We start from the raw sequence: 26,638 nt of genomic DNA, 5'->3' as shown, positions 1-26,638 counted from the left end.
TGTTAACGTCCTGCCATGGACGCCTCGGAAGCCCTGCTCACCCTCATCGAGAACGACCCGGTCGCGGCACAGCACCTCGCCTGGCCCGGTGACTTCGACATCACCCGCCGCGACCCGGTCGAGGACGTGCGCCTGCCCTCGGGCCTGGTGATGCGCCCCATAGCCGGCGACGGCGCCGGCGGCACGTTCTTCCTCTGCGGTGAGCCCGGCGACGCCGAGCGGCCCGTGGTGTACGCGGACTCCGAGGGGCAGGCGGCGCTGATCGGCGCGGACCTGGCGGAGGCGGTCGAGGTGATCGTGTCCTGCCCGATGTGGTGGCGGGACGCGGACTCGGGACTCCCCCTGGAGGAGCTGGAGGCCGAGGTGCGCGAGGACCACCCGGACCTGGACCGGCAGCGCGAAGAGGTGGCCGCGGCCCTCGGGCTGACGCTCCCTCCGGTCGAGGAGGTCGTCGCCCGGCTGCGGGCGACGGCTGCGCGCACGGCGCCGGACTTCCTGCCGTATGTGGACGACGACGGTCACGAGCCGTACGAGCCGCTGTTCCGGCCCTGAGGCCCAAAGGCCCGGCGTGCGCGGCCTCAGGCGGTGGTGAGGCGGAAGCTCATCGCGCCGAAGGTGACCTGGTCGCCCGGGCGGACGGCGGCGGCACCCATGACGCGGTGGCCGTTGACCCAGGTGCCGTTCATCGAACCGAGGTCGCGCAGGACCCACAGCCCGCCCTCGTGGCTGAGCTCGGCGTGGAAACGGGACGTCGAGGAGTGGCTGAGCCGGAAGGTGCACGAAAGGTCCCGGCCGATCCGCACCGGGAAGGGGCCGGGGGCGGGCAGCAGCAGGGGCGGCAGCTGCTGGACGGCCCAGGCCTGCCGCATGCGGGCGCGGAAGGCCGACGTCTTGGTGACGGCGCGGACGATCGAACCGGTCAGCCGGGCCCAACGTCCCTGCGCGGGCGGCAGGTCGGCGACGAGGGCGGCCAACTCGTCGGAGTGGCGGGCCTTGAGCGCGAGTCCCATGCGGCGCACGAAGGTGTCGTGCGACAGCCGCCCTTCGACGGCCCCCTCGCGGAGTACCTCGATGGCGCGCTCGCGTTCGGCGTCCGTGGGACGCGCCGGGTGCGTCGGGAACTCATAGCTCACCTGCGTGATTGTCGGGCCGCGGAGGCCGGGGTGTCCAGAAGGTGCGGCCCGTGCGGCGCCGCCGTTAATTGCGTGGACGCCGCGGAGGCCGGACGGCTACGGTGGGCGCACGCCCTTGACCGAGGAAGGAGGCGGAAGCCATGTGCCTGTTCACCGTTCCGCGCTCCCGCCCCGTTGTCCGCAGGGCGTACTCCGTCTGACCGGGAGCGCACCGCTCTTCCGTGAGGACTTCCCCTTCATGACCGATCTGGTCTTCCGCCCGCTCGTCGCGGGTGAATCGCATCTCTTCCACTCCCTGACCCCCGAGGACCACGGCCTGGTCGGCCGGTCCCTGATGGGTCACTCCTACGCCATGACCGACGAGGGCGGCGAGTACCGCCCCGACTGGACGTGGGTGGCCCTGCGCGACGGCGTCGTGGTCGCCCGCGCGGCCTGGTGGGCCGCTCCGGCCGACGACAAGCCGATAGCGCTCGACTGGTTCGACTTCACCGACGCCGACGCGGCCGTGCGGCTGCTGCGGACGGCGCCGCTCAAGGCCGAGTACGAGCTGGTGCTGCCGCCCGGCTGGCGGGAGCGGCGCGAGGTCCGCGAGGCCGCCCAGTCCCGCATCGACGCGGCGATCGTCTCCGGCATGGAGCTGCTCGTCGAACGCTACCGCTACGTCTGGACCCCCGAGTGCGGGCTGCCCGAGCGCACCGGACGGCTCGAGTACCGGCCGGAGCCGGACGACGCCGTGATCCTGGACGTACTGAGGCGCATCGGGGTCGGCAGCCTCGACGCGCACACCCGCCGCATGGTGCGGCTGCACGGCCCGGACGCGGCCGCCCGCGAGGAGCTGGAGTTCCTCAACTGGCTGCAGTCGCCCCGCGAGTGGTGGCGCCTTGCGTACACCCCGGAGGGCGAGCTCGCCGGCATCCAGGTGCCGGGGCGCAACCCGGGTGGGTTCTGCGTCGGCTTCATCGGTGTCCTGCCGGAGCAGCGCGGCCACGGCTACGCCTACGACCTGCTGGTCGAGTGCACGCACGACCTGGCCGGACACGGCGCCGAGCGGATCGCCGCCGCCACCGACCAGGGCAACGCGCCGATGGCGGCGCACTTCGCCAAGGCGGGTTATCCGGTCGCCGGGGAGCGCGTCAACCTGGTGTGACCCCCGGACGGCGGGCAGCATGGTGCCCATGCGCTTCGACGTGTGGGCACCGGACGCCGGTGAGGTGGAGGTACGGGTCGACGGCCGGGCTCACGACATGGAGCGCGACCCCGAACGCCAGGGCTGGTGGTACGCGGACGTGCCCGCCGGGCACGGTGCGCGCTACGCCTTCGCGCTGGACGGGGGCCCGCCGCGGCCCGACCCCCGCTCCCGGCGGCAGCCGGACGGGCCGGAGGGCCCGAGCGCGGTCGTCCACCACGACCGCTTCGCCTGGGCCCACGAGTGGGCGGGCCGCCCGCTGCCCGGCGCGGTCCTCTACGAGCTGCACGTCGGCACCTTCACCACCGACGGCACCTTCGACGCGGCGGTCGAACACCTGCCGTACCTGGCCGGGTTGGGGATCACCCACATCGAGCTGATGCCGCTCTGCCCGTTCCCCGGCACGCACGGCTGGGGGTACGAGGGCGTGTCGCTGTGGGCCGTGCACGAGCCCTACGGCGGCCCCGAGGGGCTCAAGCGCTTCGTGGACGCCGCGCACGGCCACGGGCTCGGGGTGGTGCTGGACGTCGTCCACAACCACCTCGGCCCCTCGGGCAACCACCTGCCCGCCTTCGGCCCGTACTTCACCGACCGCCACCACACCCCGTGGGGCGACGCCGTCAACCTCGACGCCCCCGGCTCCGACGAGGTGCGCGACTTCCTGGTCGGCAGCGCCCTGTCCTGGCTGCGCGACTACCGCCTCGACGGACTGCGGCTCGACGCCGTCCACGCCCTCGTCGACACCCGCGCGGTGCACCTGCTCGAGGAGCTCTCCACCGCCGTCGACGCCCTGTCGGCCGCGGTCGGCCGCCCGCTCTTCCTGATCGCCGAGTCCGACCGCAACGACCCGCGCACCACCGACCCGCGCGAGGCCGGCGGCCTGGGTGTGCACGCCCAGTGGAACGACGACTTCCACCACGCCCTGCACACCGCCGTCACCGGCGAGGCCCAGGCGTACTACGCGGACTTCGCCGTCTCCCCGGTGACCGCCGTGGCCAAGGCACTGCGCCGGGTCTTCTTCCACGACGGCACCCATTCGAACTTCCGCGGCCGCGCCCACGGCCGCCCCGTCGACCTGACGACCACCCCGGGCCACCGCTTCCTCGCCTACACCCAGACCCACGACCAGATCGGCAACCGCGCCACCGGTGACCGCCTCGGCGCGAGCGTCCCCGCGGGGCTGCTCGCCGCGGCCGCCGCGCTCGTCCTCACCTCCCCGTACACGCCGATGCTCTTCATGGGCGAGGAGTGGGGCGCCCGCACGCCCTGGCAGTTCTTCACCGACCACGACGACCCCGAGCTCGCCGCCGCCATCACCCGGGGCCGCCGCCGCGAGTTCGCGGAGCACGGCTGGAAGGCCGAGGACATCCCCGACCCCCAGGACCCGGCGACCCGGCTGCGCTCCTGCCTGGACTGGTCCGAACCCGCCCGGGAGCCGCACGCGGAACTGCTGGCCTGGTACCGGCGGCTCATCGCGCTGCGCCACGCCGAGCCCGAGCTGACCGACCCGGCCCTGGACGCCGTCCACGTCACCGTGGGCGAGCACACCCTGCGACTGGACCGCGGACGCTTCCGGATCGCCGTCAACTTCTCCCCCGAGGAGGCGCTGGTCCCCCTCCACCACCCCGGCCGCGCCGACCCGCCGGGCTACGTCCCGGTCGCCGCCTGGCGTCCCGGACCACCGCCCGCCGACACCGGTTGCCTCCACCTGCCCGGCCACTCGGTCGCCGTGCTCCGTGAGCGCTGATTACCCTGATCGGGTGACGACCGACGACGAGCCCCGCGCGATCTGCGTCCACTGCGGCGACCCGACCGAGTACCCCGACTCTCAGCCGGGCCCGACCCTCTGCCCGGTCTGCGCCTGGCACGAGGCCCAGCGCACGGCCTGCAGCGGCTGAGCCGCGCGGCCCGGTGGGGTCAGTCCTCCAGCAGCAGCTTGCGGGCGACCTCGACGTCGAAGGACGCGGGCGGGCACACCGGGTCTATCAGGTCGAGGTGCTCCATCAGCAGCCGCCCGACGGCCCAGTTCCGGTACCACTTGCGGTCGGCGGGGACGACGTACCAGGGCGCGGCCTCCGTGGAGCAGCGGCCGAGCACGTCCTCGTACGCCTCCTGGTACGAGGGCCACATCGCCCGGTCCTCCAGGTCGCCGGGGCGGAACTTCCAGTGCTTGCAGGGGTTGTCCAGCCGGTCCAGCAGGCGGGTGCGCTGCTCGTCGCGGCTGATGTGCAGGAAGACCTTGACGACGCTGACGCCGTCGTCGGCGAGCGAGGCCTCGAAGGAGTTGATGGTCTCGCAGCGCTCCTCCCACAGCGAGCGCGGTGCCCGGCCCCTGACCCGCGGCACGAGGACGTCCTCGTAGTGGGAGCGGTCGAAGACCCCTATCCGCCCGCGACCGGGCAGGGCCCGCTCGACGCGCCACAGGAAGTGGTGGGCCTGTTCCTCCGCCGTCGGGGCCTTGAAGGCGGTGATGCGGCACCCCGCGGGGTCGAGCAGGCTCGCGAGGTGCCGCACCGAGCCGCCCTTGCCCGAGGTGTCCATGCCCTGGAGGACGACGAGGACCGAACGCGGGTCACCCGCCGTGCTCTGCGCGAAGAGCCGCTCCTGCAGCGCCGTGATCCGGTCCCGTGCGTACGGCACGCACGCCAGCGCCTCGGCCTTGCCCGCCGGACCGCCCGGCGTGGCGCGCGGGTCGTACGACCGCAGCCGCACGGGGCCGCCGCCCGACGGGACCCGCAGCTTCGCGCGCAGCCCGGGCCTGGTTCCGGATGCGGTGTCCGGGCTCCTCTTCGTCACCGCGCCTCCCTCCGGGGGACCCTCCCCGCTCCCCACGGGCTCCGGTCCGGTGATCCGATGGTGCGCCGGATCCCCCGGCGCCGCCAACGCGGCCGGGGGCCACGGGTGTCACGGCCCGGGCGCCGCGCGCCCCGCAGGGGGCTCAGGCGTCCGGGGTGGCGAGGCGCTTGGCGTCGCGGGCGAGGGCGGTGAGGCGGGAGATGGCCCGGAAGTACTTCTTGCGGTAGCCGCCGGCGAGCATCTCCTCGCTGAAGATGCCGTCGAAGGGCCGCCCGGAGGCCATGACGGGGACCTCGCGGTCGTAGAGCCGGTCGGCCAGGACGACCAGGCGCAGCGCGGTGGCCTGGTCCTCCACGGGGCGGACGCCGCGCAGGAAGACCGCCTCGACGCCGTCGCAGAGCGCGCCGTAGCGGCTGGGGTGGACCCGGGCGAGATGGGCGAGGAGGGCGGCGAAGTCGTCCAGGGAGGCGCCCGGGGTGCGGTCCGCGGCGGCGGTGACCTGCTCGTCGGTGTACGGCGCGGGGGCCTGCGGGAGGCCCCGGTGGCGGTAGTCCTCGCCGTCGATGCGCAGCGACCGGAAGCGGGCGGACAGCCCCTGGATCTCGCGCATGAAGTCGGCGGCCGCGAACCGGCCCTCGCCGAGCTTGCCGGGCAGGGTGTTGGAGGTCGCGGCCAGCTTCACCCCGGCGTCGGCCAGCTTGCCCAGCAGGGTCGAGACGAGCACGGTGTCGCCGGGGTCGTCGAGTTCGAACTCGTCGATGCAGACCACCCGGTGCCCGCTGAGCGCCTGCACGGCCTGCTGGAAGCCGAGGGCGCCGACGAGGTTGGTCAGCTCCACGAAGGTGCCGAAGGCCTTCTGCTCGCGCGGCGCGGGCGTGGCGTGCCACAGCGAGGCGAGCAGGTGGGTCTTGCCCACGCCGTAGCCCCCGTCGAGGTAGACCCCGCCGGGGCCGGCCGGGGCGGCGGGGACGGCCTGACGCCGGAACCAGCGCTTGCGCCCGCCGTCGGCGGGGGCGCCCAGCCCTTCCGCGAAGGCCCGCAGCGTGCCGACGGCCTCGGCCTGGCTCGGCTGCTTCGGGTCCGGGAGGTAGGTGTCGAACCGTACGGAGTCGAAGCGCGGCGGCGGCACCATCTCGGCCACCAGCCGGTCCGCCGGGACGTGCGGCTCGCGTCCGCTCAGCGAGACGGGCGGCGTCCCGCCGGGTATCGGGCTGGTTTCTTGCGCGGCGGCGAAGGACGAGGACACAGCACTCCAGCCTAGTGCCTCGCCGGTGGTCCCCTCGCCGCCGTGTGGCCGACCCCACTGCGTGGGGGCGTGGAAGACTGCAGCCATGCGCCGCCTCTTCCCCGCCCCCGCGACCACTGCCGCACCGGCACCCGCCGAGACCCTGGACACGCCGGAGGCGCTGGCCGACGCCTACGCGTACCCGGAAACCGCGGGCGGGGCGCCCTGGCTGCGCGCGAACATGGTGTCGTCGCTGGACGGCGCGGCCCGGCACGACGGTCGCTCCCAGCCGCTGTCCTCGGACGCCGACATGCGGGTGTTCGGGGTGCTGCGGGCCCTGGCCGACGTGGTGGTCGTCGGCGCGGAGACGGTGCGGCAGGAGGGCTACCGCCCGGCCCGCGCCCGGGAGGCCTTCGCGGACCGCAGGGCCGCGGCGGGACAGGGGCCGGCCGCCGCGATCGCCGTGGTGAGCGCCCGGCTCGACCTGGACTTCTCGCTGCCCCTGTTCACCGAGCCGCTGGTGCCGACCCTCCTGCTGACCGGCGAGGACGCCCCGGCCGACCGGGTCGCGGCGGCCGAGAAGGCGGGGGCGCGGGTCGTCCGGGCAGGCTCCGGCACGGGCGTGGAGCCGGCGCGCGTGGTGCGCGAACTGGCCGCGCTGGGGCTGCGCAGGATGCTGACCGAGGGCGGGCCGCGGCTGCTCGCCCAGTTCGCCGCGGCCGGGGTGGTCGACGAGCTGTGCCTGACGATCGCCCCGCTGCTGACCGCCGGTGACGCCATGCGCATCATGAACGGGCCCGGCATCACCGACCCCGTCCGTTACACCCTGGTGTCGATCCTGGAGGAGGACGGCTTCCTGTTCACCCGCTACGTACGCGGCTGACCGGCCCCCCGGTGCGACCGGGACCGGCCACCGGCCGCCCGCGCCACCGGCCTCACCCGGATGGCGCCGATTGCCCGCCCCGCACTTGTCCGCGTGCCACGGCCCGGGAACGGATGTCCCCGCGTGCCCCGCGCCCGGACGGGGCAGGATGGTTTCCGTGGCAGGCCCGACGGCCCGCGAGAGAGAAGGACGCGTCCGTGTTCACGACCGTACTCATGATCGAGCAGCCGCTCGTCCCCGCCGATGTGGAACTGGTCACCACGCTCCACGGTGACGAGCCCGTCTCCTTCGTCGTCCTGATGCAGCCACGGGGCGACCAGGACCGGCTGCTGCGGGCCATCGACGACGTCGCCCTCGGCGAACTCGACAAGGCCGTCCACGAGCGCGAACGCCCGGAGGGCGACAAGGCCCTGATGCCCGCCGAGCGCGCGCTGAGCCACAGCCTGACCGCCCTGCGCGAGGCGGGCTGCGAGGCGGTGGGCGAGGTGGTCGAGCGGCACCCCATCGAGCTGATGAGGTCGGTGGTCGAGCAGACCCACGCCGACGAGGTGATCGTGCTGACCGCCCCGCACCTGGTGGAGGAGTTCTTCCACCGGGACTGGACCTCCCGGGCCCGGCACAAGGTCGGCGTGCCGGTGCTGAAGCTGTTCGCCCACAACGCTGAGGACTGAGCGGACGCCGTGTCCCCGACTGGTGGAAGAATCGGGGACGGCCGACGACCGACCTCGTGAGTTCCAGGGAGCACCTCGCATGAGCCCCACCCTTCCCCCCGGTATGGACCGACCGCACTTCATCGGGATCGGCGGGGCCGGGATGTCGGGCATCGCGAAGATCCTGACCCAGCGCGGCGCCGCCGTCGCGGGCAGCGACGCGAAGGACTCCGACACGGCCGTTGCGCTGCGCGAGCTGGGCGCGACCGTCCACATCGGTCACTCGGCCGCGCACCTCGCGCAGGACGCGACCTGCGTGGTCGTCTCCAGCGCCATCCGTGAGGACAACCCGGAGCTGGTGGCGGCCCGCGAGCGCGGCATCCCGGTGGTGCACCGCTCGGACGCGCTGGCGGCGCTGATGGGGGGCTCGCGCCCGATCGCGGTGGCCGGCACGCACGGCAAGACGACCACCACCTCCATGCTCGCGGTGAGCCTGTCCGCGCTGGGCCTGGACCCGTCGTACGCCATCGGTGGCGACCTGGACGCCCCGGGCTCCAACGCCCACCACGGCACCGGCGAGATCTTCGTGGCGGAGGCGGACGAGAGCGACCGCAGCTTCCAGAAGTACGACCCCGAGGTGGCGATCGTGCTCAACGTGGAGCTCGACCACCACGCGAACTACGCGTCGATGGACGAGATCCACGAGTCGTTCGAGGTCTTCGTCGGCAAGATCGTCCCCGGTGGCACCCTGGTCGTCGGCGAGCACTCCGGCGCGCGGGAGCTGGCCGCCCGGGTGGCGGGCCGCGAGGGGCTGACCGTCGTGCGCGTCGGCGAGGACGAGCAGGCCGACGTGCGGATCCTGCGGGTCACCCCGCACGGGATGTCCAGCGAGGTCACCGTCCGCCTGGGCGGCGAGGAGCACACCTTCACCGTCTCCGTGCCCGGCCGGCACTACGCCCACAACGCGGTCGCCGCCCTCGCCGCGGGCGTCGCGCTGGGCGTCCCGGCGGAGGACCTGGCCAAGGCGCTCGGCACCTACACCGGGGTGAAGCGCCGGCTGCAGCTGAAGGGCACCGCCGCGGGCGTCCAGGTCATCGACTCCTACGCGCACCACCCGACCGAGATGACCGCGGACCTGCAGGCCCTGCGCGAGGCGGCGGACGACCGGCGCATCGTCGTGGTCTTCCAGCCGCACCTGTTCAGCCGCACCCAGGAGCTGGGCCGCGAGATGGGCCAGGCCCTCGCGCTCGCCGACGCCTCCGTGGTGCTGGACATCTACCCGGCCCGCGAGGACCCGATCCCCGGCATCACCAGCGACCTGATCATCGACGCGGCCGTCGCTGCGGGCGCCGACGTCACCGCGGAACACGACAAGGACGCGGTCCCCGAGGTCGTCGCCGGAATGGCCAAGCCCGGTGACCTTGTTCTCACCATGGGCGCGGGCGACGTGACCGATCTCGGTCCGCGCATCCTCGCGCGCCTGGAGAACTGAGGAGAGGGAGGACCATGGCGTACGAAGTCGACAAGTCCGAGGAGCAGTGGCGTCAGGAGCTGACGCCGCAGGAGTACGCGGTCCTGCGCCAGGCGGGCACGGAGCGTCCCTTCGTGGGTGAGTACACCGACACCAAGACCCGCGGCGTCTACTCGTGCCGCGCCTGCGGCGCCGAACTGTTCACCTCGGACACCAAGTTCGAGTCGCACTGCGGCTGGCCGTCCTTCTACGACCCGAAGGACAGCAAGGCCGTCGAGCTGATCGAGGACCGCTCGATGGGCATGGTCCGCACCGAGGTCCGCTGCACCCGCTGCGGCTCGCACCTGGGCCACGTCTTCGAGGGCGAGGGCTACGACACCCCGACGGACCAGCGGTACTGCATCAACTCGATCTCGCTGCGGCTGGCCCCCGTGGAGGACTGATCACGAAATCCGACGGCTAGGCCCCTCGCGTGGGGCCGACGCGCCACGCGGGGCGCGTCCGTCGACTCCCCGCCCACCGGGTGGCAACGTGGCCCGGCATGGAACACCACGTACGGGCCAGGTTGCTGCTGGCCAGCGCCACCATGCTCTTCGTCGAACTGGCGCTGATCCGGTGGGCGGGCGCGAACGTCGTCCATCTGAGCTACTTCTCCAACTTCATCCTGCTCGGCTCGTTCCTGGGGATCGGGCTGGGCTTCCTGATCGCGGCGGAACGCGGCCAGTGGCTCAAGCGGTGGGCGCCGCTGCCGCTGGCCGTGCTCGTGGTGCTGGTGCGGGAGTTCCCGGTCCAGGTGCGGCAGAGCAGCGGCGACATCATCTACTTCACGGCGGTGAAGACCACCGGGCTGCCGCAGTGGGTGACGCTGCCGGTGCTCTTCCTGCTGGTGGCGTTCGCGATGATGGCGATCGGCAAGATCACCGCCGATCTGTTCCGGCAGCTGCCGTCGCTGGAGGCGTACCGGTGGGACCTGCTCGGTTCGCTGACCGGTTCGGTGGCCTTCGCGGGGGTGTCCTGGCTGCGCGCGCCCTCCCTGGTGTGGGGGCTGATCGCCGCTGCGGCGCTGCTGGTCCTCGGCGGCCGGCGGAACACGCTGCGGTACGCGCTGCCGCTGGCGGCGATGGTGCTGGCGCTGCTCTTCGAGTCGCTGGCGCCGGGGGTGTCCTGGTCGCCGTACTACAAGATCGAGCTGACCCGCCCGGAGCCGGGCACCAGTTCGCGGACGTACAAGATCGCCGCCAACGGCGTGCCGCACCAGAGCATCGCGCCGCTGAAGGTGCTGCAGCAGCCCAACTCCCCGTACGAGCAGGCCTACCGGGAGACCCCGGGCAATCCGCACCGCAAGGTGCTGGTGATCGGCGCGGGCAACGGCAACGACGTCGCCGTCGCGCTGGCCAACGGCGCGCAGTACGTGGACGCCGTCGAGATCGACCCGCGGCTGCAGGAGATCGGGGCGCAGCTGCACCCCGCGCGGCCGTACCAGAATCCGCGGGTGCACGTCCACATCAACGACGGGCGGGCCTTCCTGGAGCGCACGAAGACGAAGTACGACCTCGTCGTGCTGGCTCTGCCCGACTCGCTGACGCTGGTGTCGGGGGCGAGCAACCTGCGGCTGGAGAGCTACCTCTTCACCAGGCAGGCCTTCGAGTCGGCCCGTGACCACCTCGCGCCCGGCGGCGCGTTCGCGATGTACAACTACTACCGGCAGAACTGGCTGATCGACCGCTTCGCGGGCAGCCTGGACCAGGTCTTCGGGCACGCCCCGTGCATGACGGAGTACAGCAAGCGCGCCGCGGTCCTCGTGGCCGGGCTGACGCCGGCCGACCAGACCTGCGGGACGGTCTGGCGGGCCGGCGGGGCGGTGCCGCCGCCCGCGGACGACGACCACCCGTTCCCCTACCTCCTGCACCGCACGGTGCCGAGCCTCTACCTCGGCGCGCTCGGCCTGATCCTGCTGGTCACCGTGATCTCGGTGCGGCTGGCCGGGGTGCGGCTGCGCGGGACGCTCCGCTACGCCGACATGTTCCTGATGGGCGCGGCCTTCCTGCTGCTGGAGACGAAGAACGTCATCGGCTTCGCCCTGTACTTCGGCACCACCTGGCTGGTGAACGCGCTGGTCTTCATCGGGGTGCTGCTGGCGGTGCTGGCCGCCGTCGAGGTGCGGCGCCGCATGCGCCGGCTCAACCAGACGACACTGCAGATCCTGCTCTTCGTCACGCTCGCCGTCGGCTGGCTGGTCCCGGCGCAGGCCGTGCTGTCGCTGCCCTTCGCGGCACGGCTGGCGGCGGCCGTCGCGCTCGCCTTCGCGCCGATCTTCTGCGCCAACCTGATCTTCTCCGACCGCCTCGCCCAGGCACCGGACCCGACCGCCGCCTTCGGCGCCAACCTCCTGGGCGCGCTGACCGGCGGCACCCTGGAGTACCTGGCGCTGCTCACCGGCTACCGCGCGCTGCTGATCCTGGTGGCCGTGCTGTACGCCGGGGCCTGCGTCGCGATGCGGCTGTCCGGCGGCGGTGGCCCCGCCGGCGGCGACGGCGCGGGGCAGGGCCGGCAGGACGCCACGGCGCACGGAAACCGGCTGGTGCGCGAGGGGCCCGCTGCAGCACCATGACGGGATGCTGAGCGTCCTGCTGCCCTTCCTCGGTGCCTGCACCCTGATCGCCGCGGCCCCCGGGCCGAGCACGGTGCTGATCATCAGGCACTCCCTGCGCAGCCGCCGGGCCGGCTTCGCGACCGTCCTCGGCAACGAGACCGGTGTGTTCGTCTGGGGGCTGTGCGCCGCCTTCGGTCTCACCGCGCTCCTCGCGGCCTCACAGCTCGCCTACGACGTCGTGCGGATCGTCGGCGCCGCCGTCCTGATCTGGTTCGGCGTCCAGGCGTTGCGTGCCGCCCGCCGCGGCCCGGACCCCGAGCGGGCCGCGGCGAGTGAGGACGCGACGGTGACCCCGTGGGCGGCCTACCGCGCCGGGCTCGGCATGAACCTGGCCAATCCCAAGGCGGCGGTCTTCGCGATGTCGTTCCTGCCGCAGTTCGTGCCCTCCGGCGCGCCCCAACTCCCCGCGATGGTCGGGCTCGCGGCGCTGTGGGCGGTCTACGAGGTCGGCTACTACGGGGCGTACGTATGGTTCGTCGACCGCCTGAAGTCCGTGTTCAGCCGTGCATGGGTGCGCCGCCGCCTGGAGATGGTCTCCGGCGCAGTGCTCGTGGCGCTCGGCGTGCGGATGGCGCTGGAGGGCTAGGCGCAATGCCGGCCGATGACCCTCCCATGTGCGGTTCGCGCGTCATGACCGAGATTCCAAGATCATTCCGTTGGGCGCCCCCGGCCAAGACGAATACCACACGGTTTCAGGAGAGCAGCGAGTCCAGCCGCCTGAGCCGCTCGGCGGTTTCGGAGCCGGGGGCGGCGCCGTAGAAGATGATGCGCTGGCCGGAGGAACCGGAAAAGCGCACGACCTCCTTGCTGAGAGTGAGGTGTCCGACGAGTGGGTGATTGAACTCCCGGACTGCGTGCGCGCACTCAGCCACCGGATGGGTGTCCCACAACTCCACGAACTCCGGGCTTTTGAGCCTCAGTTCGTTGATCAGCTCGCTTATGATCAGATCACTGGGGTATTCCGTCGAGGTCATCCGCAGAAAGCCGGCCATATTGCGCGCCCAGTTATCCCAGTCGACAATCAGGTCGCGCATCGCCGGCTCGAGGAAAGTTTGCCTTGCCAGGTTCGGCCGCTGGTCCGCGTTCAGACCGAACAGCGCGAATCCCAGTCGGTTGCCGCCGAGCACGTCCGTGCGCCTGCCCATGATGCACACCCCCTGCTGGGTGACGCTCTCGGCTAGTGCGATCACCGAGCCCCGCACCCTTTCAGGCCCGACCCGATGACTCACGACCGGTGGAGGCCATGCCAGGCGCAACAGGTGGAGCCGATCGATCTCGTTCAGGTGCAGCGCGCCCGCGATCGCCTCCATCACCGAACCGGACAAGTGGTGACCCTCCCCCTGCTCGACGCGGGTGTAGTAGTTCACGCTCACCCCGGCGAGCCGCGCGACCTCTTCACGCCGCAGACCCGGTACTCGGCGCGGCGAACCATGTGTGGCGATCCCGGCGTCCGCGGGCGAGAGCTCCGCCCGTCGGGCGCGGAGAAAGTCTCCGAGTTCCGCGTTCCGCATTCTGCTCACATTAGGAGCTTATGCTCCTAACTGTCCGACGGCAAGAGCGTCCCCGAGCCGGAGTTCCCGCCCCCCAAGCCCGGCGAGGACGGAAGGACCCCACGGAAGCCCCCCGAGGGCACCTCGGCGCCCTTCGAACACAGCCCGACGGCCCCGTGACGGTACACACACGACGTACGAGGGCCCTCGGGCGGCGTCGAGCCCTTGAATCCGCGTTCGCGCTATTCAGCAGCCTGGAGCACCGAGTCCGGGGTCCGGAGCGGACGGACATGCGTGTGGCGACCCTGGAGGGCGTTTCCCATGGCGGTGAAGTTCCGACTCGTCGGCGGGGCGCTGACTGAAGGTCGATGACGCCTTTTTCTTCGCATTATGGGTTCCCACAGCGTGGGTACCCACAGCGCGGTAAGGCACCTGTTGGGCGGAATGTACTGATATAAGTATGTTTTTGGCGACAGTAGCGCTCTGGCTGCCGTCGTTGCGCTGCATACGATTCTCAGCACGTCGGCCCTCCGGGAACCCTTCCGGAAGATCGTCGCCGCCCTGTTGCACGCTCGACGCGAAACCCGCTTCGAGGTCACGTACGGGCTCGTCGCCCTCTCTGACGAAACGGTCCTGCGGAACGTCGAGATTGCGTGCGACTCAAGAAGTCTTCGGCGGGAGGGGAAAACTCAGACGAGGGGATCGCCGCGGTCGTCGGCGCCACCGGTTCGCAAGGCGGTAGTCGTGCAGGGCGACCCTGCTTTCGCTGCGCGGGCCGACTTACGTTGCCGACTCACCCAATACGCAGCAGGGTTGAGGCGCTGCCGGACGAGGAGCCGTTCTGCGCCGGCGGGTGCGGCTTGAACCACGGGTTCGACATCGAGAGCGGTCGGGAGTAACGCGCCGACGACCTCATGCGGCTCCCCGGGCGGGAGCCGGCGGCACGGTGAGAACCGATGCGAGTGAAGCTGGGGGTTCCTGTACAGGGACCAAGTCCCGTTTTTGCACGGGTCATACCGCAAGGCGGCTGGGACCGCCTCCTTCAGGCGGGTCCGGGAAATTCCTGCTGAGGCGGACAACCGCCTGATCCCGTGTTGCACCGCAACTCAGTGCTGACAGCGATCTCAAGTACACGGCGACCTCACACGGCCGAACGCCCTGTCACATCGCCGAAGTCACCGGGCCATCGGACTGCAGCTCCCTTCAATCGGTGCCCAAGAAGGGCACCCGGAACACAACCTTTAATACAGGAAGCCAACCAAAATGAAGCACAATCGACGGACTTTCCTCGGCATGGCCGGCGGCACCGCGGTCGCTGCCGCCGTGGCCGGCACGGCCGTCTACAGCGCTACCGGCCTGTTCCAGGGAAGCGCACAAGCCAGCCAGACGCTCGCCGGCGGCAGCGCGCCGCTTGACGGCGTGAGCTCCCCGGAGTTCACCGAACTGACTCCGTTCAGGGACCCGCTGCGCATCCCTCCGACGCTGCGCCCCGGCGACGAGGCGATCACGAAGGTCGACCTGGTGGAGTCCCGGATCCGTCTGCACTCCCAGATGCCGGCCACCCGCCTGTGGACCTACATGGGTCACTTCCCCGGTCCGACCATCGAGGTGCGGAGGGGGCAGCGGGCCCGCATCGCGTGGCAGAACAACCTGAAGGGCACCATCCCCATCAAGGCCGTCTTCGTGGCTCCGGACGGCCCCGGGCCCGGCCTGCTGCCCTACAACAAGCCGGGATCCGCCGGTGCGATCGCGCGCTCCGAGGTCGACAAGCTGACTGCCTGGACCACGGTCCACCTGCACGGCGGCCACAGCCACGCCCTGAACGACGGCGGGGCGGACCTCGCGGTCACGCCCGGCAGCGCGCAGTTGGCCGAATACGGCAACGACCAGGCCGCGACGCGCCTCTTCTACCATGACCACGCCATGGCGATCACTGCGCTGAACGTGCAGTCCGGACTGATGGGCAACTACATCATCCGCGACGACGTGGAGGACAAGCTCGGTCTGCCCAGCGGCGCGTACGAAATCCCGCTGACGATCCAGGACGTCAACTTCGACACCGACGACCAGGGGCGGCTGACCGGGCAGGTTCTCAGCAAGAAGGTCTATCTCGCGATGCCGATGCCGGGGATGATCCCGCCGTCCATCGCGACCCTCAGCCCGTTCACCATGGTGAACGGTGTGGTGTGGCCTCACCTGAACGTGGAGGCCCGTGCCTACCGGTTCCGTCTGCTGAACATGTCGCCGGCCCGCGTCTACCGGATGGCCGTGATCGACGAGTCGACCGGCAAGGTGGTGAAGGGAGCCATGAAGGTCGTCGCCACCGACCTGGGCCTGCTCGGCGCTCCCCAGACCGTCGACGAGACGCTGTCGCTCTCCCCGGCGGAGCGCGCCGACGTCGTCATCGACTTCGCCGCCTTCCCGGGCAAGAAGCTCAAGCTCGTCAACACCATTCCCGGTGTGGACGCCGGCACCGCCGTGCCTGACGCCCTCTTGCCCTACCCCCAGATCATGCAGTTCCACGTCGGGCGGGAGGGGAACAAGGCATACACCGTTCCGGCGGCTCTGTCTCCCCGCTTCAAGAAGGTCACCCTCGACGATGTCTCCGGGGGTGTGGAGCGGTTCGTCGTGCTCACCCTCAGCAAGGCCGGCATGCCGGTGATCTGGGAGATGAAGGAGGTCTCCGACGACGCATCCGGCGAGGGCGTCGTGAAGGTCACCGTGTCTGGTGAGACGAAGACCCTCCGTCGTATGGCCTCGATCTTCGAGGACTCCACCAACTTCTTCGCGTCGAGCAGCACGTGGGAGAAGTGGAACATCATCAGCATCGCACCGCCCAACCTGCCGATCTACCATCCGCTCCACATTCACCTGATGGACTTCCAGGTGGTGGACCGGCGTACGGTCGACGTCAGCGGATTCGACTTCGCCAACGGCACCACGACGTCTCCCATAACCCTCGGCGACCGGGTGCCCGTTGCCCCTGAGGAGTCCGGCTGGAAGGACACCATCACCGTCAACGCGAACACCATGGTCACGATCGGCGGCAAGCTCGCCGAGCAGACCGGCCGGGTCATGTACCACTGCCACCTCTTCGACCACGAGGACGAGGGCATGATGCGGCCCTTCGTGGTCATGCCGCCGGCCGTGCACGAGATCCACAGCGGCCTGATGGGGATGAACCGCGGTGAGCGCCACGCGATGTAACCCGGTCACGGACTCCCCGCTCGTGAAGGCTGCGCGCTGATCGTCGATCGTGCCCGGTGGCGGGTGAACCGGCCGAGTGGGGGATTCGGAAAGTCGGCCTCGCGGCACGGTACCGAGATGACCCCGGGATGACACAGTGCCTGGCGACTGTCTGAGGCTGGACGGGAAGTCCGTCTCCGGGCCGGGCCCCGTGGCTCGGATCCACGAGTGTGGGTCCGAGTCACCGGGGCTCCGCGCCGACACGAGCCGAAGCACCTGTCCGCCGCCCCGAGGTCGGAGAAGCCTGACGGCCGCACGCCGCACGGGCGGAACCGGACGACGCCGCCGACGAACGAGGATTGTCCGACCTGAAATCCACCTGGCCCGGTGCTGCGCCCGCCGCCGTGTCACACAGTTCCGCCGCTCCGGCGACCGACTCACTGGCTTTGTTCGCACTCATTGCTCGAGCGTGGGTGCCGATTGATGGGACCCACGTGTCTTCGACACAAGAGCAAACACCGCAGAACGGCCTCGATGGGGCCGCGGTGGCCGTATCAGAGGCCGCCGACCGCACCTCGCCGCCAGCCGTGCCGATACCCGGGGCCGGCACCACGGAGTCGGGTCGTTCATGGCGGGGGGTTCGGGGGCTGCTTGTCCGTCTGCATTTCTATGCGGGGGTGTTCGTCGCTCCTTTCCTGCTGGTGGCGGCGCTGACGGGGCTGGCCTACACCTTCACGCCCCAGCTCGACCAGCTGGTCTACGGCGACCGGTTGCGCGTCGAGCAGCCGGGTGGTGAGCCGCGTCCACTCGTTCAGCAGATCGCGGCGGCCCGGGCCGTCCACCCGGAGGGGACGCTGGCCTCGGTGGTCACCCCGTCCGGACCGGAGGCCACCACGCGGGTGGTGCTGTCCGTCCCGGAGTTGGGCGACAGGCAGCGGACGGTGTTCGTCGACCCCTACACCGCCGAGGTGCGCGGCGAGCTGACCACGTGGTACGGCTCGACGCCACTGACCACGTGGCTGGACGACCTGCACCGCAATCTGCACCTGGGCGAGACCGGCCGGCTCTACTCGGAGGTCGCCGCGAGCTGGCTGTGGGTGATCGTCGCGGGCGGACTGGTGCTCTGGCTCGGACGCGCCCGCGGGCAGCGCGCACCGTCGGCCCGGGGTGTCCTGCTGCCCGACCGCTCCGCCCGGGGCGTGCGGCGGACCCGGAGCCTGCACGCCGTCACGGGTGTGTGGCTCGCGGTCGGTCTGCTCTTCCTCAGCGCGACCGGTCTGACCTGGTCGCACTACGCGGGTGACCGGTTCGGCCAGGCTCTGGACGCGGCCAGGGGCCATGCGCCGGAACTTGACACCGCGCTGCCCGGCGCGGCGGCGGCGAGCGGGGACGGCCATGAGGGACACGCGGGGCACGGCACCGGCGGGGCCACGGGATCGTCGGACCCGGCCGCCTTCGATTCGGTCCTGGCGGTGGCCCGGGACGCCGGGCTGCGTGGCACGGTGGAGCTCACGCCGCCCGCGGACACGGCGGGCGCCTGGACGGTGGCCCAGGACGACGACCGGTGGCCGGTGCACTACGACCAGGTCGCCGTCGACGCGGCGAAGGGCGAGGTCACCTCGGAGAGCCGGTGGGCCGATTACCCGGTCCTGGCGAAGCTCAGCAAACTCGGCGTGCAAGCGCACATGGGCCTGCTGTTCGGTGTCGCCAACCGGATCGTGCTGGCGGTCGTCGCGCTCGGCCTGGTCCTGGTCGTCCTGTGGGGCTACCGGATGTGGTGGCAGCGCCGCCCGACACGTGACGGCCGCGCGAAGCCGTTCGGCAGGGCCCCCGCGCGCGGCACGTGGCGGCGGCTTCCCCTGCCCGTGCTGGTCCTCGGCATCCCGGCCGTCGCCGCCGTCGGCTGGGCACTGCCCGTCCTCGGGATCACCCTGGCCGGATTCCTCGCCGTGGACGTCGCAACGGAAGTCATCCGGCGGGCCCGCGCCGCCTGACGGAAGAAGGCGGGCTTTCCGCACGGCGCCGTCATCGCGCGTGCGGGAGACCCGGCGTCGGCCACTGGGTCGCCGAGCAGGCCCCCAGCTGATGTTCGCGACGCTGACCGAGTTACCGGCCCGCTACCGCGCCGCCGTCGCGTACCGCTCGATTCGCTGGAGGGGTCTGCCCGGACCTCCGGGCAGACCCCTGGACGGGACGGGAACGGTCCCGACCGGTGTGGCCATGACTCTTCACCGGAGCCCTCGACGTCGTCCTGCTTGCCGGAGTCCCGGCGGACAGGATCGGGGCGTACGCCACCTCATGTCGCAGTAGCGATCCGGGCAGGCGGCACAGGGGGCCGCTTCACACCGTTCTGCGTCCGGCTCCCCCTTCGGGCCTTCAGGCGCCTGCCGTTGTCCGTACACCTGGCCCCACAGGCTTCGCCGCCTGTCCGCGAGCCGCCGAGCCTTCACCACCCCAGACGGGAGTCATGGATGTTTGCCGACATCGGTCCGCTCGAAGTAGCCACCCTGATCGTGCTCGCCGTCGTTCTCGTCGGTCCCGACAAGCTCCCCAAAATGGTGTCCGACGCCATGCGGACCCTGCGCAAGATCCGCGAGCTCTCACAGAACGCTCAGGCGAGCATCCGCAAAGAACTCCCCCCTGAACTCAAGGACCTGAACCTCGAGGACCTCAACCCGAAGGCACTCGTGGCCAGAAGCCTGGGTGCCGAGAACCTGTACCTCACCGAGCTGGCCACCGGCCTCGAAGGGGAACCGCACGGCGGCACAGCGGCGGAGACCTCGACGAACTCCGGGAAGTCCGCCGGACCCGGACCGACGTCCACGACCGCAGACCGCCGGTCTTGAGGAAATCACCGGCGCAGGGAAGGCCGGTACGGCCACGGCAAGGCCACCTCGTGACACGGGAAGTCGCGCGCCGCCCTGACGCATCACCCTGTCCGCCGACCGCTGTGGCCGCCGTCGGCCCGGTGCGTCAACGCACCGATTCCCGTACAGGGCAAGGCTCCGGCGTCCGTCGGCAGCCGGCCCAACATCGCTGGGGCGCCGTTCGGGTGCCTCAGTCCCTCAGAAAGGAAACGCCCATGTTCGGCAGGCTCGGAGCACCCGAGATCATCCTCATTCTCGTCGTCGTCCTGCTCCTGTTCGGCGCCAAGCGCCTTCCCGAGATGGCCCGTTCCTTCGGGCAGTCGCTGCGGATCCTCAAGAGCGAGACCAAGGCCATGCGCAAGGACGACACCGGCGAACCCCCCGCCGGCTCGCCCGCCACGCCCCCCGCCCTGCAGTCCGTGGCCGATGGCCGTGGCATCGCTCCGGAAACGACCGAGACAGACACCCCGCACCGGCGTTGAAGCACCACAACCACCCACCGACCGTGTGCAGCCGGTGCCGCCCATCAAGGAACCCGAACCGCCCATGCCCACCCCCACGACGCACAACGCTGCCCGGATGCCGCTCGCAGAGCACCTGCGCGAGCTGCGAAACCGCCTGATCAAATCCGTCGGGGCGATCCTGCTCACCACCGCCATCGCGGCCTTCTCCTACCGTCAGCTGATCGGATTCCTCATCGATCCCCTACCGGGCTGCGCCCCGGGCCGACCGACCGGCACCACCAGCGCGGGACACTGCGGCCTGATCTCCCTCAACGGACTTCTCTCACCCTTCACCCTCGCACTGAAGGTGTCGATCACCGCGGGAGTCGTCGCCGCCAGCCCGGTATGGCTGTATCAACTGTGGGCCTTCATCGCACCGGGACTGCACCGCAACGAGAAGAAATACACACTCGCCTTCCTCGGAGCCGGCATCCCCCTGTTCCTCACAGGCGCCGCCACGGCGTACTGGACCCTGCCCACCACGGCACGGGTACTGATCTCCTTCACCCCCGACAAGGCCACCAACCTCCTGCCCGTCGACGACTTCCTCGACCTGGCCACCCGCATGGTCCTCGTCTTCGGCCTCTCCTTCGAACTCCCCGTCCTCCTCGTACTGCTGAACCTCGGCGGCGCCATCACCGCCCGCCGGATGACCGGCTGGTGGCGCGGCATGCTCATGGCCATCGCCCTCTTCGCCGCACTCGCCACCCCCAGCACCGACCCCCTCAGCATGCTGCTGCTCGCCACACCGATCAGCCTGCTCTACCTCGCGGCGTGCACCATCGCCTGGTGCAACGACCGCCGCCGCGAACGCACCAACAGCACCACACCAGGCGCAAACCCACAGGACACCGAAGCATCCCCCCTCGACCTGACACCGGCCCCCATCGAACCCCCCGACAGCACCACCATCAGCCCACCCTGACACGCCCTCCCGAACCCGAGCGGGCAGCCGCCACGCGACGGGCCACGTCGCCCGTATCTCCACGGACCCGACACCGGTGGACTCAACCGGTTGTCGCAACGGCCCGGTCGGCCTCGGCCTTCACAACCGCTGGCGCGCCCCGACCGTGAATCCAGGGACGCCCCGCTGAAAGCAGGCCTGCACCGCCTGGCGACCCCCACCAAGCCCGCCCTGCTCTATGTGCCAAGCCGCCTTCCGCCCTGACCGGTCCCCCTGCTGCGACCATGCGACCGTCGCGATGGTGGGCGGACGTGATCGAGGGTGGTGGGGTCCTCGAGTCACACCAGGCGGGTCTCGCGGGCGAGCTCTCCGGAGTCGATCGACCGTGCCCACCACTCCCGCCCACCCATCACCACCTTGACAGGTGATGGTTGCGTCGCGATCATTTAGTCACCTCCTGGGCAGGTGACGCAGGTAAACGCACGCCCGTCAGAAGGTTTTGCGATTCAAGGAACCCGCAACATTCCCAATCCCCTGGAAGGGCATGCCATGTCGAACAGCTACACCGCCGTCGTGAACGTCACCGGCGAGGGCCGCAACGGCGGCCGCGTGCGGTCCGACGACCGTCTGCTGGAGACCACCCTGTCGCTGCCCAAGGAATTCGGCGGTGCCGGCACCGCCACCAACCCTGAGCAGCTCTTCGCCGCGGGCTGGGCAGCGTGTTTTCTCGGCGCCGTTCGTCGTGCTGCCGCCGACCGCAAGGTCGGGCTGTCCAGCACGGAGATCAACGCCGAGATCACCCTGAATCACAGCGACGGCGAGTTCTCCCTCGCCGCCGTCCTCAACCTCGAACTCGGCGGCGTCGACCAGGACCAGGCCACCGAGCTCGCCAACGCCGCCCACCAGCTCTGCCCCTACTCGAAGGCCACCCGCGGCAACATCCCCGTCACCATCAACGCCACTGCCGTCTGAGCCGGCCGGGAGTGGACGCCGGCGCCCAGGGCCTCCATGGGTCGCCTCACGTCCAACTGCCAGCAAGACATGGTGGATTCACAGCCGGCGCTCCCCGAGGAGTCGTCGCAACACCCGCCGTTCGAAGGTGGGCGGGACGTTCGAGGGATGGGTTCTCAAAGCCGTGGATCCCCAGGGCCTCGTCGCCGCACACTCAACGGTCGGCCGCGTACAGCTGCCGGCGCGGCTCGCCGTTTGTGACCCTGGCCAGGACACCCGGGCCGCTAGCTAGCCCCGGCGCGCGCTGAGCGTCGCCGCGAGCCAGCCGGCGCCCGCGGCGGCGAGCGCCGCGAGCAGGAGGGGCACCAGCGGGAACGGGACCGCGCCGGTACGGGAACCGGTGACGAGCCCGGTGACCGCCGCGTTCGCGGGCGATCCGGCGGCGACGAGGACCAGGACCGCGGTGAGGGCCGTGACGGGCACCGCCCATCCGGGGCGGAGCAGCACCGGGGGGTTGGTGAGGGCGCCGACGGCGGTGCCGAGCAGCGCGGTCACCAGGGCGGCCAGGAGACCGGCCACGGCCGCCGGGACCACCGGGATGGCCTTCAGGTGGTCCGTGGTGCGGGGGTCGGCGATGCCGAGCACCACGGCGGTGCCCGCGGTGCCCAGCACCACCGAGCACAGCAGCGCCGCCAGGACGCCCGCCGTGTGGGCCCGCCCCGGCCCGGTGGCGGCCGCCACGCAGGCGCGGGCGGCCGGCGGCTCGGCCGTCACGCTGACCCGCACCAGCCAGGCCGCGGCCGGGAGCAGCGCGGCGGCGCTCCAGCCGAGGGAGTCCAGCAGCGGCTGCGGGCCCCCGGCCAGCCCGATCCCCATGACGGCCAGGTGGAGCAGGAGCGGCGGCAGCCAGCGGAAGGACCGCAGGAGCAGGGAGATCCGGTAGTGCAGCAGTGCGGTCATGAGGACTCCGTGGGCGGCTCCGCGGGGCGGACCGCGCGGATGTGCCAGGGCGGGGCCGCGGCGAGCAGCCGCCGCAGGACGGCGTCGGACCCGGCGACGGGGACGGTCACCCGGAGCGTGCCGGGCGCGGCGGGCTCGTACGCGAGCCCGGCCGGCGGCTCCCCGCCGCCGGTCGCCTCGATGACGACGCGCGGCCCGGCGGCGGCGTCCAGGGGCACCGGCACGAGCCGGGCGTCCTCGACGCGGTGGACCTCCGTGGTGTCGCCGGCCAGCCGGCGCGGGTCGTGGTCGACGAAGACGACGGTGCCGCCGGCGGCGCTCCGGGCGCGCACGGCGTCGTCCAGGACGGTGCGCGCGTCCCGGTCGAGCCCCGTCCACGCCTCGTCGAGGACGAGGAGTTCCGGCTCTGCCACCAGCGCCTGGGCCACAGCGACCTTCTGGCAGGTGCCCTTGGACAGCTCGGCGAGCGGGATCCGGGCGTACCCGGCGATGCCGAAGCACTCCAGCCACTCCGCGGCCCGCCGGGCGGCGGCGGCGCCGCCGAGCCCGTGCACCCGCCCCAGGTGCACGAGGTAGCCGTGCGCGTCGAAGGGCAGTGCCGGCGGGAACCGCTCGGGCACGTACGCGGTGCGCGGGCGCCCGCTGACCCGGCCCGTGGTGGGGCGGTCGATGCCGGCGAGGATCCGCAGGACCGTGGACTTGCCGCTGCCGTTCGCCCCCTCGACGCGCAGCACCCGTCCCCCGGGCACGTCGAGGTCGACGCCGCGCAGCACCCAGGGTCCGCGCGCCCCGTACCGGCGGCCGACCGCCTCCAGCCGCACGTCAGTTGGACGGCTGGTGGGGTGTGGACTCGCTGGGCCGGACGATGACGAAGCCCTCCCCCTGCAGCATCAGCTGCACGGCCTCGCCCGAGCCGCCGCGCAGCATCGAGCCGAAGCTCTGCGAGCGGTGCAGGGAGGTCTGCAGCTGGGCGCTCCAGCCGACGACCGCGTCGGTGTCGACGTACACCGGGGCCTGCGGGGTGACCGGGATGACGATCGGGGTGCCCTCGCACATCACGCCGAGGCGGCCGTGCCCGGTGAAGACGCTGTTGAACAGGCCGCCGCCGGCCATGCCCGCGCCCTTCACGACCTTTATCTCGTAGGAGAGCGTCGAGTCGAAGACCAGCACGTTGCGGCCGTTGATGGTGAGGCTGTCGCCGGGGTCGAGGTCGATGACGAAGCAGTTGGCGGCCTCGTGCGCGAACCAGGCCTCGCCCTGGCCGCGCACCGACATCAGCGGCAGGCCCTCACCGGTGAAGGCGCGCTTGAGGAACTTGCCGACGCCCTGCCCCTTCACCTCGAACTGCAGGTTGCCGCGGAAGGCGATCATCGAGCCCTGGCGCGCCAGGCACTCGCCGTTCACCGCGTACTTGATCGACTTGGCGTTCTGGAGGGTCATGCCGGGCTCGGTGGCCGGCTGCGCCGTGTTCTCGGTCGCGAAGAGGTCGCTGTGCACCCCGGCATCCTGGCCCGGAGGGATCGGCTCCGACAAGCTCTTGCGGGGCGGGTGGCAGACTGTCGAGGTGACAACCGATCCTCGCGACGCCGCTCCCCAGTTCGTCCTCCCCCTGGTCGTCCGCATCGAGCGGACCGCCCCGCCGGCGCGGACCGACGCGCTGGAGACGGCCGCCCGCGCCGTGCTCCTGTTGCGCTCCGACGAGCGCGCCACCGCCGGGGACGGGGAGTGGGCCGGGGCGGTACGGGGCTGGGAGGACGCCCGCATCCGCAAGGTCGTACGGCGGGCGCGCGGCGCCGAGTGGCTGCGGGCCGAGGCACTGCCCGGCATCACCGTCACCGGCAAGTCGGCCGAGGTCCGGGTCTTCCCGCCGGTGCCGCTGGACGGCTGGCCCAAGGACCTGGCGCGGCTGCAGGTGTCCGGGACGGAACTGGAGGACCCGGAGCCGCCCGCCGGGCCGGAGAGCGGGACGCCGGTGCTCTGGCTCAACCCCGGGGTGCAGATGTCGGCCGGCAAGGCCATGGCACAGGCCGGGCACGGCGCCCAGCTCGCCTGGCTCGCACTGCCCCCCGCCGAGCGCGCACAGTGGCGCGACGCCGGATTCCCGCTGGCCGTGCGCACGGCGCCGCAGGCCGGCTGGGAGGCGCTCACCGCCTCCGGGCTGCCCGTGGTGCGGGATGCCGGGTTCACCGAGATCGCCCCGGGGTCGTGCACCGTCGTGGCGGACCACCCGGCGCTGCGCCGCTGAGGCGCCAAGCTCAAATCAAGCTCTGAAACCCGCCCCCGCGGGGTTCACCCGCCCTGCGCGGGGCCAGAACCCCGGCAGGAGGAAGGGGGGCGCATGGAGCACTCGTATCTGGGCACGGGCATCGGCTGGCGGCCGGAGATCGCGGCGGCGGTCGAGGCCCTGGCGGAGGCCGGCCGTGTCGACTGGGTCGAGGCGGTCGCCGAGAACGTGTGCCCGGGCCATCTCCCCGACTCCCTGCTGCGGCTGCGCGAGCGCGGTGTCACGGTCGTCCCGCACGGTGTCTCGCTCGGCCTCGGGGGCGCCGAGCGGCCCGGCGCGGACCGGCTGGCCGCGCTCGCGCAGCGCGCGGAGGCGCTGGGCGCCCCGCTGGTCACCGAGCACATCGCCTTCGTGCGCGGCGGCGGGGAGCTGACGGGCTCGGCGCACCTGGAGGCGGGGCACCTGCTGCCCGTGCCGCGGACCCGGGACGCGCTGGACGTCCTGTGCGAGAACGTGCGCATCGCGCAGGACGCGCTGCCGGTGCCGCTCGCGCTGGAGAACATCGCGGCGCTGATGGCCTGGCCGGACGAGGAGATGAGCGAGGGTGCCTTCCTCGCCGAACTCGTCGAGCGGACCGGGGTGCGCCTGCTGATCGACGTCGCCAACCTGCACACCAACCACGTCAACCGCGGCGAGGACCCCCTCGCCGCACTCGACGCGCTGCCTGTGCACGCCATCGCCTACGTCCACGTGGCGGGCGGTGTCGAGAGGGACGGCGTGTGGCACGACAGCCACGCGCACCCCGTCCCCGAGGCCGTGCTGGACGTGCTGGCGGCGCTGTACGAGCGGGCCTGCCCGCCCGGCGTGCTGCTGGAGCGCGACGACGACTTCCCCGCCGGCGGCGAACTGGCCCGCGAACTGGCCGCGATACGCCGCGTGGTGGACGCGGGCACGGGCGGGCGGACGGACGTGCCGCCGGCCGTGCCCGCAGGGGTCGCCGCGGCGCCCGGGGCGGCCCGTCAGCGCCTCGCACTGCGCCAGACCGCGCTGTTGTCGGCGCTCGTGGCCGGGACGCCGGTGCCGGAGGGCTTCGACCGGACCCGGATCGGTGTGCAGAGCCGCGCGCTGGCCGCCAAGCGCGCCGGCATCGTCGCCAAGGTGGCGCCGGAGCTGCCGGAGATCCTGGGGGCCGCGTACCGGCCGCAGTTCCTGCGCTACGCCGCGCGGCGGCCGCTCGACGGGGGCCACCGCCGCGACGCCATGGCCTTCGCCGCGTACGTCCTCGACGGGGACGACCCGCACGACCCCGCGGTCACCAGGCGGCTGGCCGCGTGGTGGCGCGAACGCTCCGGCCCGGCACCGCTCCCGGCCTGGCGGCAGCGTCTGCGCGGAAGGGTTTTCCCGGCGCCGCGACAGCCCTCACACGTATTCATACGTATGCGGGACGCGCTCCGTTCAAAGCTGCCATAATCTTTTTCCAAGGGCCTCCCACCTGCGAAGGGAATGGCGGCGGGGCCCATCGGGCGCGAAAAGGCAACAACGTATCAAGGACCGGG

General features: G+C 71.9%; 25 protein-coding genes. 18 read left to right on the top strand and 7 right to left on the bottom strand.

Annotation, left to right across the window (positions count from 1 at the left end; all coding sequences use genetic code 11):
* Positions 1-15: 15 nt before the first annotated feature.
* The gene (locus ACFV3E_RS10935; RefSeq protein ID WP_500534371.1) at positions 16-552 is read left to right on the top strand and encodes a hypothetical protein; all 537 of its coding nucleotides are present in this window, start codon (positions 16-18) and stop codon (positions 550-552) included.
* A gap of 26 nt (positions 553-578) precedes the next feature.
* Here the strand turns inward: ACFV3E_RS10935 and ACFV3E_RS10930 are convergent, their stop codons facing one another.
* On the bottom strand, positions 579-1,133 hold the full coding sequence (locus tag ACFV3E_RS10930; protein ID WP_500534370.1) for an FHA domain-containing protein: 555 nt from the start codon (positions 1,131-1,133) through the stop codon (positions 579-581).
* A 238-nt stretch (positions 1,134-1,371) separates the two neighbouring features.
* Here ACFV3E_RS10930 and ACFV3E_RS10925 point away from each other — a divergent pair, with 238 nt between their 5' ends.
* Genes ACFV3E_RS10925 through ACFV3E_RS10915 form a run of 3 tightly spaced genes read left to right on the top strand, consistent with a single transcriptional unit; the run spans position 1,372 to position 4,217 of the window.
* Positions 1,372-2,280 carry a GNAT family N-acetyltransferase gene (locus tag ACFV3E_RS10925; RefSeq protein WP_500534369.1) on the top strand — a complete coding sequence of 303 codons (909 nt, stop codon included), beginning with the start codon at positions 1,372-1,374 and terminating at the stop codon, positions 2,278-2,280.
* Between the two features lie 28 nt (positions 2,281-2,308).
* On the top strand, positions 2,309-4,066 hold the full coding sequence (gene treZ, locus ACFV3E_RS10920) for a malto-oligosyltrehalose trehalohydrolase (protein WP_500534368.1): 1,758 nt from the start codon (positions 2,309-2,311) through the stop codon (positions 4,064-4,066).
* A gap of 13 nt (positions 4,067-4,079) precedes the next feature.
* The gene (locus tag ACFV3E_RS10915; protein WP_500372894.1) at positions 4,080-4,217 is read left to right on the top strand and encodes a hypothetical protein; all 138 of its coding nucleotides are present in this window, start codon (positions 4,080-4,082) and stop codon (positions 4,215-4,217) included.
* Positions 4,218-4,236: 19 nt separating this feature from the next.
* Here ACFV3E_RS10915 and ACFV3E_RS10910 read toward each other — a convergent pair whose 3' ends face one another.
* Together ACFV3E_RS10910 and zapE are read right to left on the bottom strand one after the other, a co-directional pair.
* A complete protein-coding gene (locus tag ACFV3E_RS10910) occupies positions 4,237-5,115 on the bottom strand; it encodes a PPK2 family polyphosphate kinase (protein ID WP_500534367.1) in 879 nt (292 codons plus the stop codon).
* Between the two features lie 142 nt (positions 5,116-5,257).
* Positions 5,258-6,448: a cell division protein ZapE gene (zapE, locus tag ACFV3E_RS10905; protein WP_500534366.1), complete on the bottom strand. Its 1,191-nt coding sequence runs from the start codon at positions 6,446-6,448 to the stop codon at positions 5,258-5,260.
* Here zapE and ACFV3E_RS10900 point away from each other — a divergent pair.
* The 6 genes from ACFV3E_RS10900 to ACFV3E_RS10875 all read left to right on the top strand — a co-directional run bounded on the left by ACFV3E_RS10900 (position 6,447) and on the right by ACFV3E_RS10875 (position 12,583).
* Positions 6,447-7,223, top strand: a complete 777-nt coding sequence (locus ACFV3E_RS10900; protein ID WP_500534365.1) for a pyrimidine reductase family protein — start codon at positions 6,447-6,449, stop codon at positions 7,221-7,223. The two genes, zapE and ACFV3E_RS10900, sit on opposite strands and share 2 nt — an antisense overlap.
* Positions 7,224-7,420: 197 nt before the next feature.
* Positions 7,421-7,894: an indole-3-glycerol phosphate synthase gene (locus tag ACFV3E_RS10895; RefSeq protein ID WP_500534364.1), complete on the top strand. Its 474-nt coding sequence runs from the start codon at positions 7,421-7,423 to the stop codon at positions 7,892-7,894.
* 79 nt (positions 7,895-7,973) lie between these two features.
* Entirely contained in the window at positions 7,974-9,365 is a 1,392-nt protein-coding gene (gene murC / locus ACFV3E_RS10890; protein WP_500534363.1) for a UDP-N-acetylmuramate--L-alanine ligase, read from the top strand.
* 14 nt (positions 9,366-9,379) lie between these two features.
* Complete coding sequence (gene msrB / locus ACFV3E_RS10885) at positions 9,380-9,787, top strand: peptide-methionine (R)-S-oxide reductase (protein ID WP_499514609.1); 408 nt, start codon at positions 9,380-9,382, stop codon at positions 9,785-9,787.
* A 98-nt stretch (positions 9,788-9,885) separates the two neighbouring features.
* Entirely contained in the window at positions 9,886-11,955 is a 2,070-nt protein-coding gene (locus tag ACFV3E_RS10880; protein ID WP_500534362.1) for a spermine/spermidine synthase domain-containing protein, read from the top strand.
* 4 nt (positions 11,956-11,959) lie between these two features.
* A complete protein-coding gene (locus ACFV3E_RS10875) occupies positions 11,960-12,583 on the top strand; it encodes a LysE family translocator (protein ID WP_500534361.1) in 624 nt (207 codons plus the stop codon).
* Between the two features lie 106 nt (positions 12,584-12,689).
* Here the strand turns inward: ACFV3E_RS10875 and ACFV3E_RS10870 are convergent, their stop codons facing one another.
* Complete coding sequence (locus ACFV3E_RS10870) at positions 12,690-13,508, bottom strand: helix-turn-helix transcriptional regulator (protein ID WP_500534360.1); 819 nt, start codon at positions 13,506-13,508, stop codon at positions 12,690-12,692.
* Positions 13,509-14,750: 1,242 nt separating this feature from the next.
* On the opposite strand from ACFV3E_RS10870, the gene ACFV3E_RS10865 reads away from it, so the two are divergent.
* The 6 genes from ACFV3E_RS10865 (at position 14,751) to ACFV3E_RS10840 (ending at position 21,919) form a co-directional block, all read left to right on the top strand.
* The gene (locus ACFV3E_RS10865; RefSeq protein WP_500534359.1) at positions 14,751-16,694 is read left to right on the top strand and encodes a multicopper oxidase family protein; all 1,944 of its coding nucleotides are present in this window, start codon (positions 14,751-14,753) and stop codon (positions 16,692-16,694) included.
* A 524-nt stretch (positions 16,695-17,218) separates the two neighbouring features.
* On the top strand, positions 17,219-18,667 hold the full coding sequence (locus tag ACFV3E_RS10860) for a PepSY-associated TM helix domain-containing protein (protein ID WP_500534358.1): 1,449 nt from the start codon (positions 17,219-17,221) through the stop codon (positions 18,665-18,667).
* A 477-nt stretch (positions 18,668-19,144) separates the two neighbouring features.
* On the top strand, positions 19,145-19,519 hold the full coding sequence (locus ACFV3E_RS10855; protein WP_500534357.1) for a twin-arginine translocase TatA/TatE family subunit: 375 nt from the start codon (positions 19,145-19,147) through the stop codon (positions 19,517-19,519).
* 236 nt (positions 19,520-19,755) lie between these two features.
* Positions 19,756-20,022, top strand: coding sequence for a Sec-independent protein translocase subunit TatA (gene tatA / locus ACFV3E_RS10850; RefSeq protein ID WP_500534356.1), 267 nt, complete (start codon positions 19,756-19,758; stop codon positions 20,020-20,022).
* 97 nt (positions 20,023-20,119) lie between these two features.
* Positions 20,120-20,968, top strand: a complete 849-nt coding sequence (gene tatC / locus ACFV3E_RS10845) for a twin-arginine translocase subunit TatC (protein ID WP_500534355.1) — start codon at positions 20,120-20,122, stop codon at positions 20,966-20,968.
* A gap of 528 nt (positions 20,969-21,496) precedes the next feature.
* Positions 21,497-21,919 carry an organic hydroperoxide resistance protein gene (locus ACFV3E_RS10840; RefSeq protein ID WP_500534354.1) on the top strand — a complete coding sequence of 141 codons (423 nt, stop codon included), beginning with the start codon at positions 21,497-21,499 and terminating at the stop codon, positions 21,917-21,919.
* Positions 21,920-22,186: 267 nt separating this feature from the next.
* Here ACFV3E_RS10840 and ACFV3E_RS10835 read toward each other — a convergent pair whose 3' ends face one another.
* The 3 genes from ACFV3E_RS10835 to ACFV3E_RS10825 are packed head-to-tail and all read right to left on the bottom strand — an operon-like array spanning position 22,187 to position 24,355.
* Positions 22,187-22,858 (bottom strand): ABC transporter, encoded by a 672-nt coding sequence (locus tag ACFV3E_RS10835; RefSeq protein WP_500534353.1) that lies wholly within the window; start codon positions 22,856-22,858, stop codon positions 22,187-22,189.
* Entirely contained in the window at positions 22,855-23,679 is an 825-nt protein-coding gene (locus ACFV3E_RS10830; RefSeq protein WP_500534352.1) for an ABC transporter ATP-binding protein, read from the bottom strand. The genes ACFV3E_RS10835 and ACFV3E_RS10830 overlap by 4 nt, the downstream gene beginning before the upstream one ends.
* Position 23,680: 1 nt before the next feature.
* Positions 23,681-24,355, bottom strand: coding sequence for an AIM24 family protein (locus ACFV3E_RS10825; RefSeq protein WP_500365468.1), 675 nt, complete (start codon positions 24,353-24,355; stop codon positions 23,681-23,683).
* Between ACFV3E_RS10825 and ACFV3E_RS10820 the strand changes: the two genes are divergently transcribed.
* Positions 24,297-25,103 (top strand): aminoacyl-tRNA hydrolase, encoded by an 807-nt coding sequence (locus ACFV3E_RS10820; protein WP_500534351.1) that lies wholly within the window; start codon positions 24,297-24,299, stop codon positions 25,101-25,103. The genes ACFV3E_RS10825 and ACFV3E_RS10820 overlap by 59 nt on opposite strands.
* Positions 25,104-25,196: 93 nt before the next feature.
* Positions 25,197-26,552, top strand: a complete 1,356-nt coding sequence (locus ACFV3E_RS10815; protein WP_500534350.1) for an MbnB/TglH/ChrH family RiPP precursor modification enzyme — start codon at positions 25,197-25,199, stop codon at positions 26,550-26,552.
* The last annotated feature ends 86 nt before the right edge of the window (positions 26,553-26,638 follow it).

The sequence above is a fragment of the Streptomyces sp. NPDC059718 genome, assembly GCF_042733315.1.
In the GTDB taxonomy this organism is placed as follows: Bacteria; Actinomycetota; Actinomycetes; order Streptomycetales; family Streptomycetaceae; genus Actinacidiphila.
Note: the sequence above shows the minus strand (reverse complement) of the source record. Positions and strands in the feature narration are given on the sequence as shown.